13 protein-coding genes and 2 pseudogenes are annotated in these 16953 nt (G+C 57.6%); 3 read left to right on the plus strand and 12 right to left on the minus strand.

Features of this window, described 5'->3' with window-relative positions; genetic code table 11:
* Positions 1–90: 90 nt before the first annotated feature.
* Positions 91–306: pseudogene (locus tag C6382_RS24220) on the plus strand (site-specific integrase); the annotation flags it as partial.
* 317 nt (positions 307–623) lie between these two features.
* Complete coding sequence (locus tag C6382_RS00290; RefSeq protein WP_107022590.1) at positions 624–2021, plus strand: site-specific integrase; 1398 nt, start codon at positions 624–626, stop codon at positions 2019–2021.
* Positions 2022–2104: 83 nt separating this feature from the next.
* Here C6382_RS00290 and C6382_RS00295 read toward each other — a convergent pair.
* Positions 2105–2927 (minus strand): annotated as a pseudogene (locus C6382_RS00295) (IS3 family transposase); the annotation flags it as partial.
* On the opposite strand from C6382_RS00295, the gene C6382_RS00300 reads away from it, so the two are divergent.
* Entirely contained in the window at positions 2914–3723 is an 810-nt protein-coding gene (locus C6382_RS00300) for a hypothetical protein (RefSeq protein ID WP_178082719.1), read from the plus strand. The pseudogene C6382_RS00295 and the gene C6382_RS00300 sit on opposite strands and share 14 nt — an antisense overlap.
* Positions 3724–4397: 674 nt before the next feature.
* Here C6382_RS00300 and C6382_RS00305 read toward each other — a convergent pair.
* From C6382_RS00305 to C6382_RS00355, 11 genes are all read right to left on the minus strand, one after another.
* Positions 4398–5354: a cyclase family protein gene (locus C6382_RS00305; protein WP_107022592.1), complete on the minus strand. Its 957-nt coding sequence runs from the start codon at positions 5352–5354 to the stop codon at positions 4398–4400.
* A gap of 173 nt (positions 5355–5527) precedes the next feature.
* On the minus strand, positions 5528–6772 hold the full coding sequence (locus C6382_RS00310; RefSeq protein WP_107023001.1) for an OprD family porin: 1245 nt from the start codon (positions 6770–6772) through the stop codon (positions 5528–5530).
* A gap of 184 nt (positions 6773–6956) precedes the next feature.
* Complete coding sequence (locus C6382_RS00315) at positions 6957–8111, minus strand: iron-containing alcohol dehydrogenase (protein ID WP_107022593.1); 1155 nt, start codon at positions 8109–8111, stop codon at positions 6957–6959.
* Positions 8112–8128: 17 nt separating this feature from the next.
* Complete coding sequence (locus tag C6382_RS00320; RefSeq protein WP_107022594.1) at positions 8129–9283, minus strand: iron-containing alcohol dehydrogenase; 1155 nt, start codon at positions 9281–9283, stop codon at positions 8129–8131.
* Positions 9284–9292: 9 nt separating this feature from the next.
* Positions 9293–9940 (minus strand): ATP-binding cassette domain-containing protein, encoded by a 648-nt coding sequence (locus C6382_RS00325; protein ID WP_107022595.1) that lies wholly within the window; start codon positions 9938–9940, stop codon positions 9293–9295.
* The gene (locus C6382_RS00330; RefSeq protein WP_107022596.1) at positions 9937–10719 is read right to left on the minus strand and encodes an ABC transporter ATP-binding protein; all 783 of its coding nucleotides are present in this window, start codon (positions 10717–10719) and stop codon (positions 9937–9939) included. The genes C6382_RS00325 and C6382_RS00330 overlap by 4 nt, the downstream gene beginning before the upstream one ends.
* A complete protein-coding gene (locus C6382_RS00335; RefSeq protein WP_107022597.1) occupies positions 10716–11660 on the minus strand; it encodes a branched-chain amino acid ABC transporter permease in 945 nt (314 codons plus the stop codon). The genes C6382_RS00330 and C6382_RS00335 overlap by 4 nt, the downstream gene beginning before the upstream one ends.
* Complete coding sequence (locus C6382_RS00340) at positions 11660–12559, minus strand: branched-chain amino acid ABC transporter permease (RefSeq protein ID WP_107022598.1); 900 nt, start codon at positions 12557–12559, stop codon at positions 11660–11662. The genes C6382_RS00335 and C6382_RS00340 overlap by 1 nt, the downstream gene beginning before the upstream one ends.
* Before the next feature lie 72 nt (positions 12560–12631).
* Positions 12632–13951: an ABC transporter substrate-binding protein gene (locus C6382_RS00345; protein WP_107022599.1), complete on the minus strand. Its 1320-nt coding sequence runs from the start codon at positions 13949–13951 to the stop codon at positions 12632–12634.
* Between the two features lie 30 nt (positions 13952–13981).
* A complete protein-coding gene (locus C6382_RS00350) occupies positions 13982–15187 on the minus strand; it encodes an ABC transporter substrate-binding protein (RefSeq protein ID WP_256588861.1) in 1206 nt (401 codons plus the stop codon).
* Between the two features lie 409 nt (positions 15188–15596).
* A complete protein-coding gene (locus tag C6382_RS00355) occupies positions 15597–16946 on the minus strand; it encodes a sigma-54 dependent transcriptional regulator (protein ID WP_107022601.1) in 1350 nt (449 codons plus the stop codon).
* Positions 16947–16953 lie beyond the last annotated feature (7 nt).

The raw sequence follows: 16953 nt of genomic DNA on the forward strand, positions 1-16953 counted from the left end.
CCCGGCACGTCGACACACATTGATGACCAGGCGCTTGAGCCTTTCATCAAAGCTCATCAGAGCGAAACTCTCGTAGGAGAAAAACCTACGCCCTGCTGGCCTGGGCACGCCTCCATCACGCTTCACGATCTGAAGCACACGGAGTAACCGAGGAAGACCGCGGCACTGCTAGGACACAAGAACGGAAGCATCATCAGTCATTACTCTAGCGACAAGCTAGGCCAGCTGATCGAGACGGAAAAATTGGTATCTGCCACTGATTTGGGAGGAGCAATACTGACGATTCTGAAGAGAAGATCAGGATGAAAAGAAAGGCCAAGCCCCTCCAAAAGTCCCTGACCGCAGAAACAACAAAGCCACCCGAAGGTGGCTTAGTCGTTCTAAATAATGGTCGGGACGGAGTGATTCGAACACTCGACCCCTTGCACCCCATGCGCTTATTAAGTGTATTTCCATGGAATAGCATAGCCCACTAAGGAATACCTATAAGCTAGTAAATACGGGGCTTACAGGCTATATTATGATCTATTCCGATCCACCAGCGTCCACCTCTAGCCAAGCGATTCGGTGGGGCAAAAGTGGGGCAAAATCCCAAGGTGAGCGACCTTGGCCAGGAGTAGACATTGGCGAAGATCACAGCGAAGCAACTAGAAGCACTCACCCCCGCCGACGATGGCAAAACGCTTCGCGAAGAAGGCGGGCTGACCGCCAAAGTTCGTGCTGGTGTACGCGGCGTTACAGCACTGTTCCGTTATGAGTTCAAAATGGGGGGAGCCAAACGTGATCACCGCCTGGGCAGTTGGCCAAAAAAAACGCTAGCGCAAATTCGTGCTGAGCGAGACGAAGTGAGAGCAAGCGTTACTAAAGGCATTGAACCCGCCGCCGCCCGAAAGGCAGCCAAGATCGAGGCTCAAGCTGCGGTCGCCGCAACCATTGCTGAAGCCGAACGTCGGGTTGCAGAGAGCAAAACTGTCACCGACCTTTTTGAAGAGTGGATGCGCGATGGGGTATCTCGTCAGGACGGCAACGCAGAACTTCGCCGCAGCTTCTCCAAAGACGTGCTACCAGCTATCGGCGACAAACCATTGCGAACCATAACCGAAAAAGACCTGCTCACTATCCTGCGCTCGATCAAGGCTCGCGGCCTAAACCGTACCGTAGTTATCCGCAGCAAGGACATAGGTCAGATGCTGCGATGGGCCGAGAAACGTAAACCGTGGCGCACCTTGATGGTCGACGGCAACCCCGCCGACCTCGTTGACGTCAACAAACTCCTCGATCATGACTATCAGGAGCAGCGCGATCGACTTTTATCCAGCGGCGAAATCCAAGAGCTGCAGCAGATTTTCAACCGCCTAGCGCGAGATTATGCTGCGCTGCCCGCTGGCCAAAAATATTCCGGCATCCGCCCTGTGAACCTCCGCGTGCAATGCGCAGTCTGGATCTGCCTCAGCACGCTTTGTCGCATTGGCGAACTTCTAAAATCCGAATGGCGACATGTAGATCTGGAAAAAGGCACCTGGTTCGTCCCAGCAGAAGCCACTAAAGGGCATAAGGGTAAACGGCAGGATCACCATGTATTCCTTTCAACATTCGCATTGAACCAGTTCAAGCGGCTGAGAAAAGAAACCGGTCACACCCCCTTCTGCTTTCCAAGCAAGGATGAAGGCAGTCATGTGGATACTAAGACAGTCAGCAAGCTGATAGGTGACCGGCAGAGCTGCTTCAAGAACCGCAGCAAGCCTCTATCTAGGCGTCATCACGACGACTCACTGGTTCTAAACCAAGGTAACAAGGGCGAATGGACTCCGCATGATTTGCGTCGCACAGGAGCGACCATGATGCAGGAGCTGGGAGTGACACTGGAAATCATTGATCGCTGTCAGAATCACTTGCTGGGAGGCTCAAAGGTACGTCGGCATTACCTGCATTATGACTATGCTAAGGAAAAAAATGAGGCATGGAGCAAACTGGGAGCGCGTCTTGAAACTATCCTTCGAGATCTAACGGCTGAAATCTAATCAGCAACAAAATAGGAGCGGGAAACGAGACTCGCATCGGGCTTGCGAGCTTTTGAAATCAAAGGTGAATCGCCCATGGTTTCCTAGACACTCTCCAGGCTCAGGAAATAGCGTTTCTCATACTCTACAGGAGATAGCTGCATAGCACTGCTGTGTCGGCGTTTAGGGTTATAGAACATCTCGATGTAATCGAAAATATAACTTCGGGCTTCTTCACGCGATGTGTAGATCTTTCGTCGGATTCGCTCCCGCTTCAAAAGCTGGAAAAAGCTCTCGGCAACGGCATTGTCATGGCAGTTTCCTCGCCGGCTCATGCTGCTGATCAGATTGTTGGCCTTCAGGAAGCTTTGCCAATCTGAGCTACTGAATTGGGCGGCCTTGGTCTGAGTGAATCATCACTTGCTGCTGTGGCTTGCGGCGCCACACGGCCATCAGCAATGCGTCGATCGCCAGGTCGCCGAACATCCTGGGCTTCATTGACCAGCCAATCACTTGACAGGAAAACAGATCCAGCACTACCGCCAGGTACAGCCATCCTTCATAGGTGCGGATGTAAGTGATGTCTGCCACCCAGACCTTGTTCGGCTCACTGACCTTGGACTGCCGCGCGAGGTGGTTGGGCGAGGCCACTGCTGGTTTTCCACCGTAAAACCCTGGACGCCACCGATAGCCCGTTTGCGAACGCAGCCCCTCCCCTTGCATCAAGCGTCCGACTCGATTTTGCCCGCATGCCTCTCCCAGTTCTCGTAGGTCATCGTGAATTTTGCGATAGCCGTATACACCTCCGCTTTCTAGCCAAGCGTGTTTGATCAAGCCAAGCAGACGTTGATCTTCTTTTGCTCGGGCAGATTGAGACTCGGCCAGCCAGGCGTAGTAGCCGCTGGGGTGTACCTTGAGGGTTTGGCAATACCCTGCCGCATGCCTGCATGCGGTGGGGCTTAGTGCCTCTGTCAGCGGGACACTGCTGCTAAGCTTATCCGCAATTGCTGATGCAACAATCAGCAATCCGCCCTGGGTCAATTTTCAATCGGCAGGGTGGGTCAGTTTTCAATCAGCGCCAACACTGATGATGGATCGTCAGTTCACCAATTCCGAGGCGCTGAGCAACCTTTGGCTCGCTTATGCGTGTGACGATGTCACCTGGTACCTGATCGATCAGTGCGATCTTCATAACCGAGAGATCGAACCTGAGGATCTTACGAAGATCCAGGACACCATCCGTCACGGTCTGCGCACACACAGCGTGGCCCAGATGTGGTTCATCATGTGGAAGGTGGCCCGGGATGCGGCGGCGCTGTCAACACGGGCTTACTACAGTGATCGACGAGCCACTGCCACCATTCCTGGAAAGATTCGCAAGCAGCTTGAGATCGCCGAACAGCAGGGGGAATTGCGAAACAACTGGAATCGGCAGCAAGCGCACATCTCAGGCACGCTGGGCATGGTCTTCAGCGAAATATTTGGGATCGACGAGTACTCCAATGGCGCAGCCGTTCTGAATATGTTCGAGCAGCTAGGCGGCCAGTGGAAGCCGAGTGGGGAGCTTGATGCCATCGCGGAAGCGTTCATGAGGGATACCCTGGAATTGAACACGTCGATGCCTGCCTTGGAGGCATTTGCTGAGATGATCCGGTCGGGCTTGACGACTGGTGACGCACTTATGGAAACGATTCAGCGCAATCCTGCGCTCTTTGAAGGTTGACAGAGCACCATCAGCCCTGTGAACAGGCAATACGATGCAAAATCCGATGCGTGTTGGTAAATGCCGCCTCTGCAGGGTATCCACTAATGAAGCGTATCGGGGTGTTGGCCCAACCACTCGCGGCCAGCAATCTGAAGCTACGTTCAAAAGCTCCTGCTCCACTTTGCGTAGTCGCTCAACTTCCTGAGCAGGCACCTCCCCCTGCTGAGTTTCGTCGAAATGCGTCAACAGCTAACAGCTAACAGCTAACAGCTAACAGCTAACAGCTAACAGCTAACAGCTAACAGCTAACAGCTAACAGCTAACAGCTTCACGACCGCAGGAATCCGATCACCATCGCTGACCTGGAAAGTATCACTCGCATGGTGAAGGCAAGGCGAACTTTCTTTCGCGGCTAAGGCATGGGTGGAGGTAGGCCGCAACATACTTGCATCGCCAGGTAAATTGCTCGAGGGTTCGAGCAATCACTCGGCCAGCTGGTCGCAGCAAACGTTGTTAGATGAAAGTCGCGTGGCCTGGCTCGACTCTTGCCAAACTCACAAAGGAGCCATAGAGATCACCCAGCCACGGATGGATTCTTCTATCACCGAGCCAGCGAATGTACTAGGTTGAGGCAGGAGTCGGCGGCTTTCACATATGCTGAGGCAGGAGTAAACCTGCCCCAGCATAAACGACTACTTGATCACTACCGGATTGACCGGTGATCCGGCAGCGCGATGTACTTTCAGCGGGGCTGCCACATAAAGGAAAGTATACTGCCTGTCTTTCGCGCAACTTTCAGCTAGCTTTTCCAAGTCGCAGATCTCCGTAAAGGCGATACCAAGATTACGCATCAAAGCGCAGTGTAGTGGCAGAGCCACACCTGATACTGGGTCTGTCGTGACCTCATTGGCGATGGTATCGGTGACAAGGTTTGGAATTTCCTTGTCATGGAACCATCGAACAAGCTCCTCCGAATATGTAAGGCCTGGCTCGCAGAATCCGTCGTAAAACGCCTCGCCCTGCTCATAGAAAGCTTGAAGGAAGTTAGTCCTGATAATCAGGATATCGTGGGGCTCGATCGTATGGCCCTGAGCCTCTGCGCACGCCATAAGATCCATGTGAGTGAATGTCTCACCTTTATCCAGCATGCGCTTGCCACGATGCCGTGCCATATCCAGTAATACGCCGCGCCCGACCACTCCTCGCTCGCCGATAGGTGCGACACTGGCCTTGTCGAGGCCACCCACAGTTGTTCGCGCGTCGTAGCCGTTCCATATTTTCCCGCCGTACCAGAGGTGGCCAAGCGCGTCATATTGCGTGGAGCCTTGCAGGAACGCGTCGATCTTGTCATCAGCGTAGTGCAATCCGCCGGGATAACATGGGCCATGATCATTGTCCCAGCTTGACTCATCGAGAACCATAGTACGTTCCGCCGGGGTACGGCCTGGCCAAACCGGATCGCCTGCGGGATCACCGATCATACGCTGTAAAGTAAACACGCTTCCCGTCTTAATATGCGCAACCCCGCGCATGACTTCTTGCGCTGTCAGGTAATTCAGAGAGCCAACTTCGTCTTCCGCTCCCCACTTGCCCCAGTTAGAAGGAGCGTCCTTCAAAAAATCATCCATCCTAGGAACTGCAGTAGTCATGATGTTTTCCTTTTCAGTCACGGTGGTTATTGAAGCGCACGACAAATGCGCCTTGCGTCCTTACCGCTCAGGACATACAAAACATTGAAATGAAAGTGCTCGCTTAATGACAAACGAGCGGCGGCTACAAAAGTCTGTAGCCGCTGGCGTAGCGTGCGATCTGTTTAGCGGTATTAAAGCGCCGAGAAGGGGTAGTTGATAATCAGACGGTTCTCGTCGAACTCCAGGCTGCTGTAATCGCGACGCAGGGTGCTGTTGCGCCATTTCAGCGACAGGTTTTTCAGGCTGCCACTCTGGATCACATAGGCCAACTCACTCTCCCGGCCCCACTCCTTGCCGTCACTCACAGTCGCGGTGTGTACGTCTTCACCGCTGATGTAGCGGTTCATCAGGGTCAACCCGGGAATGCCCACACCAACGAAGTTGAAGTCGTGACGCAACTGCCAGGACCGCTCCTTGGCATTGTCGTAACTGGAGTTGTAGCTGTCGTTGGCCAGGGTGCCGCCGCTGGTGCCATTGACCCGCATCCAGGCGTTGTCGCCGCTGACTTTCTGCAAGCCCAGGTAAAAGGTGCTGCTGCCATACTTGGCCGAGAACATGGCGGAGGCGGTTTTGTTGTCCAGCTCCCCTGCCCGCTCGCTGCCGCTCTCCTTGCCGATGAAGTAGCCAAGATTGGCGCCCAATACCCAGCTACCCACTGTTTGGCTGTGCACCAGGTTGATGAACTGCTGGTTGTAGATGTCCTTGAGCTCGGCATTCCACAGGCCAATCATGGTTTGCTTGCTGTTGAAGCTGTACTCGCCCCCGGCAAAGTTGAAGCGATCGGAGGTAACCCCGCCCCTCCCGGTCATCGACATATCGTCCATGCTCGCGTCGTTGCGTGGACTGTTGCCGCGGAACTGCCCACCGTACAGGGTCAAACCGTCGATATCCTGGGAAGTCACCTGGCCCCCGCGGAAGGTTTGCGGCAGGGCGCGGCCGTCATCGGAACGCAGGATCGGCAGTACCGGCATCCATTCGCCGACCTTCAGCTCAGTTTTTGCCAACCGAGCCTTCAACGCCACGCCCAGTCGCCCGAAATCATCGGCTGGACGGCCATCGTCATGCACTGGCAGCAACTGGGTGTTGGCGGTACCGCGACCACCATCGAGTTTGAGCGCATACAGCCCCAGCACGTCCACACCAAAACCCACGGTGCCCTGGGTGAAGCCGGACTTGGCGTCGAGGATAAAACTCTGAGTCCACTCCTCGGCCTTGCTCTGCGGGTAAGCCGGGTTGGTAAAGTTGCGATTGATGTAGAAGTTGCGCGAGGTAAGGTTCGCCTTGGCGTTTTCGAGAAAGCCCTCGGCAACGGCCGGAAAGGCAGACGCGGCCAGCGCCAGCCCTAAAACATAGGTACCGACGACAGGTGCCAACATGCGGCTGTTTTTATTGCAGCAGTTCATTATTTTTATACTCATGGTTAAAAAAGCACACAAAACCCTCCCCTCCGCGTTGGCAGACGAGGTGAATAAAGGGAGGGACAAATGGATACGCACTGTCGAATCAGAGCGCGTATCCCTTCGGCGCACCGCACGCTAATGGGCGATGCACGTCAGTCGGTTAGAAGATGCTGCGGTAGAGGGCTTCTACGTCCTGCTCGGTCATGTCCCTGGGATTGCTGTCGATCAGGCGACGCAGGTTCACCACCACCGAGTTGGCCATTTCCGTGAGGGCGGGTTCGTCCACTCCCAGTTTCGACAGCCGGGTTTCCAGGCCACTGTCGGCCACCAGCACTTCAATTGCCTGAACAAAGGCTTCGGCGGCCTCGGCTTCGTGCTCGAAATGGCGGCCCGGCAACAGGTACGTCGCGAGCTCCGCATATTGGCTTTGCGCCGCGCTCAGGTTGAAACGCAGTACCGGCGCCATCACCAGGGCATTGGCGTGGCCGTGGGGAATGTGAAAGCGTGCCCCTAGCGGATAGGCCAACCCATGAATCGCCGCCACCGAGGCGTTGACGAAGGCCATGCCCGCCATTAGCGAGCCTTGCAGCATCGCCGTACGCGCCACCACGTCCTGACCGTTGGCCAATACTTTGCGCAGGTTGGCGCTCAGCAATCCCAAGGCGGCGGTGGCCAAGCCATCAGCAATCGGGTTCTTGCATGTGCGACTGGTGTAGGCCTCGACTGCATGCACCATGGCATCTAAACCGGTGGCGGCGGTGACCCTGGCCGGCAGTCCGAGTGTCAGTTGCGGGTCGAGCACCGCCACGTCCGGCATCAGTTGCGACGAATACACCGCTTGCTTGCGCTGTTGCTCGTCAGTGATGACGGAGACCCAAGTCACTTCAGAGCCGGTGCCTGCCGTGGTCGGCACCAACACCAGCGGCACCCGCTGCCCCAGGGCTTTGTCGGTTCCATACAACTCCTCCAAAGGCTGTTCGCTGTTGATCAGCAACGCCACCAGTTTGGCGGCGTCCAAGGAACTGCCACCGCCGAGGCCCAGCACGCCATCGGCCTTGAATTGTCGGGCCTGCTCGGCGGCCTCTTTGACCACGGCGGACGAAGGGTCGGGAACCACTTGGTCGAACACTGTGACTGCGCAGCCAGCCACCTCAAGCGAGGCCTGGGCCTTAACTGCAAAACCCAGGCTGACAATGCCAGGATCGCACACCAGCATCACCCGTTGCGCACCGAGATCCTTGAGCACCTTGCCCACGCTGTGCAACGCGCCCGCTTCGCAGACTATGCGCGGCACGTTTCTGAATTCATAACTCATCGGTCAGTCCTTTTTGTTTACAGCACCGAGGCATAGATGGCGCGGGCATCTTGGCGGGTTACCGGGCGCGGATTATTGATAAGCAGGCGTTCGACCTTCATCGCGTCATCGGTCAGGCGATCCAGGTCGCCGGCAGTCACACCCACGTCCCGTAGCCGCTGGGCAAACGGCATGCGTTCCACCAACCGGGTCATGAACTCAATAAAGGCATCACAGGCCAACGCCTCGCTGGCAAAGCGCTGCCCTGGCAGCACCGCCGCCGCCAGTTGCGCGTACAGCGCCTCGGCTGCAGGACGATTGAAGTTCAGCACCGGCACTAGCACCAAGGCGTTGCTCAAGCCGTGGGGCACATGGAAGTGGCCGCCCAACGGGTAAGCCAGGGCATGCACCGCCGCCACCGGCGAGTTGGCAAAGGCCATGCCTGCTAGCATCGAACCGAGAAACATGTCGGAGCGGGCCGGTAAATCCCCAGGCGTCACCAGGACCCGATCCAGATTGCCCGCCAGCAGACGCAACGCCTGCATTGCCAGGTCATCGGACAGCACATTCTTCTTGTGCACGCTGGTGTAGGCCTCGATGGCATGGACCATGGCATCGATACCGGTCATGGCGCTGACGGCTGCAGGCAAGCCGACGGTCAGTCGGGCATCCAGCAGCGCGATATCCGGATACAGCAATGGGCTGACAACGCCCTTTTTCTCATGGCTGGGAGTGGTGACAATCGCTACCGCAGTCACTTCCGAGCCCGTACCTGCCGTGGTCGGCACCTGGATCAATGGCAAACGCGGGCCTTGGGCCAGGTTGATACCGTAGATCGACTCCAGCGCCTGCTCGCGGCCACAGAGCAAGGCTACCAACTTCGCGGTGTCCAGGGAGCTGCCACCGCCCAGGCCGATCACTGCTTGGGCGCGGCAGTTACGGGCGGCATCCACCGCGTGCTGCACCGATTCCGACGGCGGATCGGCCTGCACATCGCTGTACAGTGTCGCGTCGACCCCGGCTTCGTGCAGGGCTCGCAAGGGTGCATCCAGCAAACCGGCGCGCAACAACCCCGGATCGCTGACCAGCAATACCCGTTCGGCCTTTAGCTCGCGGCATAAGGTGCCCAGGCGCAACGCGCCATCGATCTCACAGATCACACGTGGCGTGGTTTCAAAGTTAAACGTCGACATACATCTGCCCTACCCTGCTGTCACGCTGCCGCGCTCGATGCGAAACAACGCATCGACCAGGTCGGCAGAATGTGTGTCATCGGATTCGGAGATCAACACGCACAGGCCTTCCTGGCCCAGCTTGGCAATCACCTCGCTTAAACGCCGGGACAGGACTGGCGCTACACCCTCGAAAGGTTCGTCCAGAATCAACAGTTGGTTGCCCGGCATCAGTGCCCGGGCCATGGCCACCAGCTTCTGCTGTCCACCGGACAACTGCATCGCCTTGCGGTCACGGAATTGGGCGATCTCTGGAATCAGGCTGTAGACCCAGTCCAAACGCTGTTTGCTGTCGGCCAGTTTGTTGGCCCACACTGGCAGCATGATGTTCTCTTCCACGGTCAGCGACGGAATCAGGCGACGGTCTTCGGGCAAGTAGCTGATACCCGCTGCGGCGCGGGTAAAAACCGGCTGCGCGCGCAGGTCATGTCCGCCAAAAAACAACTCGCCGCGATCCGCGGGCAACAAACCCATGATGGCGCGGATCAAGGTGGTCTTACCGGCGCCGTTGTGGCCGATCAGACCGACCATTTGCCCGGGGCCGATGGACAGCGACACGTCATTGAGGATCGGTATGCCTTCAATCGATACATTGAGATTGCGAATTTCCAGGCTCATTTCACAGCACTCCTTTGCGCCTTGTCGTGGGCTTTGGCGCCGCCAGTGACAAACTCCTGCACCTGCGCATTGGCCAAGACTTCTTCCGGGGCGCCATCGGCCAGGACTTCACCGCTGTAAAACGCGAGAATGCGCGACACATAGCGGCGTACCACGTCCATGTCATGCTCGACGAACAGCACGGTTACTTGATGCTCGGCAACGACGCGCATCACGGTGTCCATCAACGCGGTTTTCTCTTCAGCGCTAACGCCGCTGGTGGGCTCGTCGAGCAGCAACATCTGCGGATCACCAATCAACGCCATGGCAATGTCGATAAGTTTGCGCACCCCTTGCGGCACCGCAGTGACCAGAGTGTCACGCCATTGCGGTATGCCGAACTCGACAAGAATGGCGTCGGCACGGGCAATCCGTGAGGCGCTTCGCATAGGCACCAGCAGCGCTGGGAACGGACTTTCGGCCGCCGCCACCGCAATCAGCAGGTTGTCTAGCACGCTCAATTGCGCAAACAGTTGGGCGACCTGGAACGAGCGGGCCATGCCCGAGCGGGTAATCGCTCGAGGCGTGCGACCAATGATCGACTGGTTATTGAACAGGATCTCGCCCCGACTTGGCTTCAAGTAACCTGTGACCATATTGATGAAAGTGGTCTTGCCGGCGCCATTGGAGCCGATCACACCGACCACTTCCCCTTTGTTGATCCGCACATTGACGTCCTTGGCTGCAGTGACGGCGCCGAACTCCTTGCACAGACCTTGGGTTTCGAGAATGCAGGTCATGCTTTAGCCCTCCTAGCGTTACCGGTAAACAGGCTCCACAAGCCCTTGGGCAGGAACACGATGATCGCCAGCAAAGTGAAGCCCAGAATCATCTGCCAGCTATGGGGCACCAGCTCGATGGCGTAAGTGCGCACCACGGCAAACACGATGGCGGCGATAAAGGGTGCCGCCACGTGGGCGGTGCCGCCGAGTAAGGCGATGAACACGAACTCACCGGAGGTGATCCAGTAGGCCATTTCCGGGTCGATATGCCCGGCGGACAAGGCCATGAACCCCCCTCCCAATGCCGAAACGGCCGCGGCGGATACGTAGTTCATGTACAGCACCCAGCGTGGGGACTGCCCGAGGTATTCGACACGCACTTCGTTTTCACGAATTGCTTCACACATCATCCCGGCATTGCTGCGGCTATAGCGATGCAGCAACACAGCCAGCACCGTCGAACTGGCAACGATGATCATGAACAAAACCAGCGGTCCCTGCCCTGCGGCTGGCGACCAACCAAACAGGGTCCAGGCCTTGACGTTGAAGCCGTCAGTACTGCCCAAGGCCGAGCTTTTCACCAGCACGCCATAGAGGATCATCGAGAACGCCAACGACAGCATGGCGAAGAAAATCTCCCGATAGCGGGTCATCAGCAGGCCTAGAATGATCGCCAATAAAACCGCGACGCCAACGCCGATCACTAGCAACACGGCTAGGTCGGTTATATTTAGGAAATGCCCACTCATGCCCACGGCATAGCCGCCAACGCAGAAGAACAAGCCCTGGCCAAAGGTCACCAGACCGGCGCGCATCTGCATCACCACGCCTTGCACTACCATGGCCTTGGCCAACGCCATGGTCAGCAAAAACACCAGCCATTGCGGAGCAATCCAGCCACCGGCGGCCAGCAACGCTGCAACCGCCAGCAGAATCAGTTCGGTTTTATCCATGCGCATCAGATTTTCCTCGCAAGCACGCGGCCGAACAGGCCTTGCGGACGTACCGCCAGAACCAGCGCCATGACGCCGTAAATCACAAAAAGTTCGAATTCCGGCGCATAGTGCACCGCCGCCGCACGGCTCAGCCCTACTAGCAAGGCGCCTATCGCCGCGCCTTCGATACTGCCCATGCCACCGATCACCACCACGGCAAAGGCCAGGACGATAATTTCCACGCCGATGCCCGGCGCTACGGAAATTGCCGGAGCGGTCAAGGCACCGGCCAAGGTGCCGAGCATGGTGCCCAACACAAAGACCAGGGTGAACATACGCTTGACGTTGACACCCATGGCCATAGCCACTTCACGGTCGTGGATCACAGCCCGCAGGACCTTGCCCTGGTTGGTGCGCTCCAGCCACAGGTACAAGCCCAGTCCAAGTACCAGCGACACGCCTACCAACATCAGGTCGTAATTGGAAACCTTCAGCCCGGCCAAGGCGCTACGGCCCATTTCGGCATAGGGTTGATAGGCAAAATAGGGGTTCACGCCCCAGATTATTTTCATGGTGTCTTCCAACACCAGCAGCAGCGCGTAAGTGATGATCACCATCAGCACTTCGTCTCGGCCGTACATAAACTTGAGCAGCCCGCGCTCGATAATCAGGCCAACGATCAGCCCTGCCACCAGGGCACAGCCAAGCATCAGTAGGTAACCGGCCCAGACCGGGCCAATACCGTTATTGAAATACCAGCCCACCAGCGAAGCTGCGGTGTAAGCGCCAATGGCATAGAAACTGCCATGGGCCATATTCAGGATCCGCATGACCCCGTAGATCACCGTCAACCCTGCCGCGACCAAAAACAGCCACGAGGCATAGATGGTGCCGTCAATCAGCACCGCGAAAAGACTCATCATAGAGGTCCTACCTTGGCATAAAGGTGGCGACGCCGAACGGGCCGCCACTTCGGAACAATCAAGCGAGGTTGATCAGTTACACTGGGCACCGGGGAAGCCAGCCTTGATCCATTCCAGAGCAGCAGTGCCGTCTGGTGGCGTCACGCATTCGCCGGAGAAGGCGATGACGTTTTGCACGCCGCCCTTCTTGCTCGCCTTGTCGTATTGGTACTCACCATAGGAAATGCCCTGCATCGCCTGATGCCCTCCAGCGCGGGCCATTTGCACCGTGCCGGACACCGACTCAAAAGTCGCGCCCTTAAAGGCCTTGGCGATTTCCTGCGGCGCGGGGATCTTGCCCGGTTCAACCTTGGCGTTTTCCGCTGCGTGCTTGAGGCCGAGAATGGCTTGGGCCATTTTGCTCGCCGGGTAAGTTGGCGCAGTGCTGTAAGCGACTTGGTACTTGTCCTTGAACCAGCGATTGAGTTCGTTATCCGGCGCGAACGCACCAAACGGGCCACGGCCGCCTATGACCATGCCGTTGGGAGCCTGGTCCTTGTAGCGGTCCAGGGCGGACTCGCCGCAGGTCAAAACCGCGGTGGCGTCTTCCAACAAACCACGGGCATTGGCTTGCAACACAAGCGCTTCCATGTCGCCGCCCCAGAAGCTGGAGTGGATTATGTCCGGGCGCTTGACCGACAGAGCGGAAATCTCGGCACCGTATTGGCCCTGGAAGACCTTAGGCATCTGCGACTCGACCACCTTAGCCTTGGGCATCAAATGCTCCATGGAATGGGTGAAGTCTTTCCAGCTGTCTTGCCCAAAGGCGTAGTTCTGCTGAATGCCGGCAACTTTCTGCGCGTCGGGGCGGGCCTTGGTCAAATAACGGGCAGCGCCGATATTGTCCACAGCCGCATCAAGGCCGGTGCGGAACACAAACTGCGGGGTCTTGTCTTCGTTGAACAGCTGAGAAGTGCCGCAATCGTAAAACACGGTCATGGCACCCAGCTCTTCGGCCACAGGCGCAATGGCCAGGCAGTCGCCGGAGGAAATGTAGCCCACCACTGCATCGACCTTCTGGCGCTGCACCAGATTACGGAACTCTTCGACCTGTTTAGCCGCGCCGCCCGCTTCGTCGATAATCACCACCTCGATTTCGGCACCGTTGATACCAATGGTGTTGTAAGGCGCTGGGAGCTTGCCTTGGTTTAGCCCTTCCACCAGCACTTTGGCAGCGTTCGCGGACGGCTCACCGAACGGCCCCGCTGCTGGGCCCGATAGGAAAGTCACCACGCCGATACGAAACTTACCGTTCTCGGCAGCCATGGCCGAGGAGCCCATGGACAGGGCCACGCCAGCGGTAATAGCGAGGGTCAAACGGTGCTTCAGTATGTTTTTCTTATAATTGTTCATCTGTGCTTTCACTTTCGATTGATGAATTGACTAGGGACTCTCGGGACGACTCTTTTTCGAGTCAGGGCTTTCAGCGCTCATTCGACGCTTGATGGCTGCGCTGTTCTGCTGCAGTTCCTGGGCGGAATACACCACCCAATTACCCAGCATCACCTTGGCAGGCGGGTAATCGTTGTTGAGCACCGGAGTGCCAATTGCCTGGGTCTGCTGGATCTGGTGGGTTTGCGGATCGATCCTTGAGACGAACCCGGGCGGATCTTCTGGCAAGGCAACTTCCAAGCCTTCCAAGGCACGTATCAAATCCGGGGCGTCGACGCTGCCCAGCGCTTTTTCATAGGCTTTGGCTAACACCATGACACCGGTGTAGGCACCTTCGGCGGCATAGGTCGGGTAGCGACCGTTGATGGCCTGGAAGCGCTCGACAAAGGAACGATTGCGCGGCGTATCCGGCCAGTTGTTATGGTGCCGTGCCGACAGGATCAGCCCTGGCAGAGCCTGGTCGCCCAAGGACACCAGGAAATCGTAGTTACCACCGGTGTCGAAATTGGCTAGGCGCGAGGTGGCGAACAACTGGGTGCTTGCTGCCTGCTTGACGAAGGCCTGGAAGTCACCGCCCCACAGGGCCGAGACAATGATGTCGGGTTTAGCTTGTTCCAGAGCGGCAATATAGGCGGAGTAGTCAGGCTCATACAGGCGTGGCCAGAGTTCGGTGACGTCCTCGAACTTGACACCCAGCTGGGTAAAGGCCTCGTGCAAGTCATCGCGTGAAACGTGGCCGTATTCGTAATCCGGGCCTATGAACGCCAGGCGTTTCCATCCGGTTTGTTGTTGCAGGGCTTGCAGGTAGCGGGCACCAGCGGCCATCGAGGTCCAAGTGTCATTGGTGACGCGGAAATAGTACGGGTGGCCGTTTTCCAGGGTCATGCGCGAGGACGCATGGTCGGTGCCGATCATCAGTACTTTCTCGCGCTTGGCCAATTGACTGACCGCCAGCCCCACGCCGGACGAGACCATACCGCACAGCACTTGCACACCGTCCTGGTGGATGAAGTTTTTCGCCAGGCCTACGCCATAGGAAGCCTTGGACTGATCGTCATCGATGATCACGCGCAGACGTGGACCTTGCTGGCCGGCCTCGCGCTGAGCCTGCAACTCGCCTAGGGCAATCTGGATCCCGGCGATGCTGTCCTGGCCGTAGATCGCTGCACGCTCGGTCATCGGGTAAAGGCAGCCCATCGTCAGGTCCGCCTGAGAGGCGGCCGCGCCCAACTCCACGCGGCCGACTTGAGCTGAGGCAACAACGCTCAGCAAAAGACTGCACACTGTGAGCGAGCAATAAAACCATGGACGTGGCAGAGACATAAATATCCTTTAGGGCGTTGGCAACGCCTCTTGTTAGTTAGCCAGAGGGATAGAGCAAAGGGTGTGCCAGAAAGGCTGAAACGCTTGTAGCCGTTGCAGGCAAGTGGCTGTGATCGGACACATAGCGGCCGCCAGCTTGGAAATACAGTCTTCCAGGCATACCGGGCGCCCGGGGTGAGCGCGCTTGAAATTGATCGCAGCCACTTGCCTCGGCAGCGGCTACTGAGATTTGCGACGATTGCATTGAGCGCTTGGCGCTCAACCTGCGCGCATTGTTGAGCGGTTACCGCTCGGTCGAGCGATCCAGTCCCAGGCGATGCAGACGGCGCTTGAGCGCGTGCCGGGAAATCCCCAACAAGCTTGCTGCCAGGCCCTTATGGCCCGATGCGCGGCTCAGAGCATCGGTGACCAGATCACGCTCGGCGAGCTCGAGCTGCTCGCCCAGTACCAGTGGCTCGATCTGCAGGCCTTGCAATGCTGAAGGCAACATCGCCACGCTGATCGCCTGCCCCGGTGACAGTATGGTCAAGCGCTCTACCAGGTTTTTTAGCTCGCGCACATTCCCCGGCCAGCGGTGATGGACCAATGCCTGGGCGCTGTCCGGCAGGAAGCGGATCGGTTCGACCCCTTCCTCCACAGCCTGGCGCCGAGCGAAATGCTGGGCCAGCAACAGCACGTCTTCACCGCGCTCGCGCAGTGAAGGAATATCCAGTGTGATCACGTTCAGGCGATAGAACAGGTCCTCACGAAACCGTCCCGATTGCACGTCATCAGCCAGATCCCGATTGGTCGCCGCCACCACCCGCACATCCGCGCTACTCGCGGCACTGGCGCCCACGGCTCGGTAGCTGCCGTTCTCAAGAAAATGCAGGAGCTTGGCTTGAAGCGCCAGCGGCAATTCGCCGATCTCATCGAGAAACAGCGTGCCGCCATTTGCCTGACTGACCAGCCCGGCACGCTTTTGGTGAGCGCCGGTATACGCGCCTTTTTCCGAACCAAACAACTCTGCCTCGATCAACTGCTCCGGCAATGCCGCACAGTTGACCTCGATAAACGGTTGCCCGCCCCGCCCGCTATGGTTGTGCAGGGCTTGGGCGACCAAAGTCTTCCCCGTGCCGGACTCTCCAAGCAACAAAATCCGCGTCGCGGAACTACGGGCAATGCGCCCCACCGCTGCGTGCAAGGTGCTCATCGCCGGGCTATGGCCGAGCAGGCCAGCGGCCAGTTCATCACTCACCGCTACTGCGGGTTCTTCGCATCTGGCCAATGACAAGGTGCTGGTGATGGTCGCCAGCAGGTCGTCGAGTTCAAAAGGTTTTGTAAGGTAGTCAGTGGCGCCGCTTTTCACTGCCTGTACGGCGGCGCGGGTATCACCGTGAGCAGAAATCATGATCACCGGCAGTTGGGTGTGAAGCTGGCGTATACCGTCCAACGTGGCCATGCCATCGATGCCCGGTAAGCCGAGGTCAAGCAGCACGATATCGATGCCGGTGGTCTCCCCCGCCAACAGCTCCAGCGCTGCCTCACCACTGCCCGCTGTGCTGATGCGCATTCCTTCGCCGCGCAGGGCATAGCTGAGGGAGCGCACCAGCGCCTCTTCGTCATCTACTATCAAAACGTGAATGTCAGACATCGGTGGT

It is taken from the genome of Pseudomonas sp. BBP2017 (assembly GCF_003024385.1).
In the GTDB taxonomy this organism is placed as follows: domain Bacteria; phylum Pseudomonadota; class Gammaproteobacteria; order Pseudomonadales; family Pseudomonadaceae; genus Aquipseudomonas.

Coding starts and splice junctions, on each gene's coding strand:
- C6382_RS00305 (WP_107022592.1), bottom strand. CDS start 5,354: ATGACTACTGCAGTTCCTAGGATGGATGATTTTTTGAAGGACGCTCCT.
- C6382_RS00310 (WP_107023001.1), bottom strand. CDS start 6,772: ATGTTGGCACCTGTCGTCGGTACCTATGTTTTAGGGCTGGCGCTGGCC.
- C6382_RS00315 (WP_107022593.1), bottom strand. CDS start 8,111: ATGAGTTATGAATTCAGAAACGTGCCGCGCATAGTCTGCGAAGCGGGC.
- C6382_RS00320 (WP_107022594.1), bottom strand. CDS start 9,283: ATGTCGACGTTTAACTTTGAAACCACGCCACGTGTGATCTGTGAGATC.
- C6382_RS00325 (WP_107022595.1), bottom strand. CDS start 9,940: ATGAGCCTGGAAATTCGCAATCTCAATGTATCGATTGAAGGCATACCG.
- C6382_RS00330 (WP_107022596.1), bottom strand. CDS start 10,719: ATGACCTGCATTCTCGAAACCCAAGGTCTGTGCAAGGAGTTCGGCGCC.
- C6382_RS00335 (WP_107022597.1), bottom strand. CDS start 11,660: ATGCGCATGGATAAAACCGAACTGATTCTGCTGGCGGTTGCAGCGTTG.
- C6382_RS00340 (WP_107022598.1), bottom strand. CDS start 12,559: ATGATGAGTCTTTTCGCGGTGCTGATTGACGGCACCATCTATGCCTCG.
- C6382_RS00345 (WP_107022599.1), bottom strand. CDS start 13,951: ATGAACAATTATAAGAAAAACATACTGAAGCACCGTTTGACCCTCGCT.
- C6382_RS00350 (WP_256588861.1), bottom strand. CDS start 15,187: ATGGGCTGCCTTTACCCGATGACCGAGCGTGCAGCGATCTACGGCCAG.
- C6382_RS00355 (WP_107022601.1), bottom strand. CDS start 16,946: ATGTCTGACATTCACGTTTTGATAGTAGATGACGAAGAGGCGCTGGTG.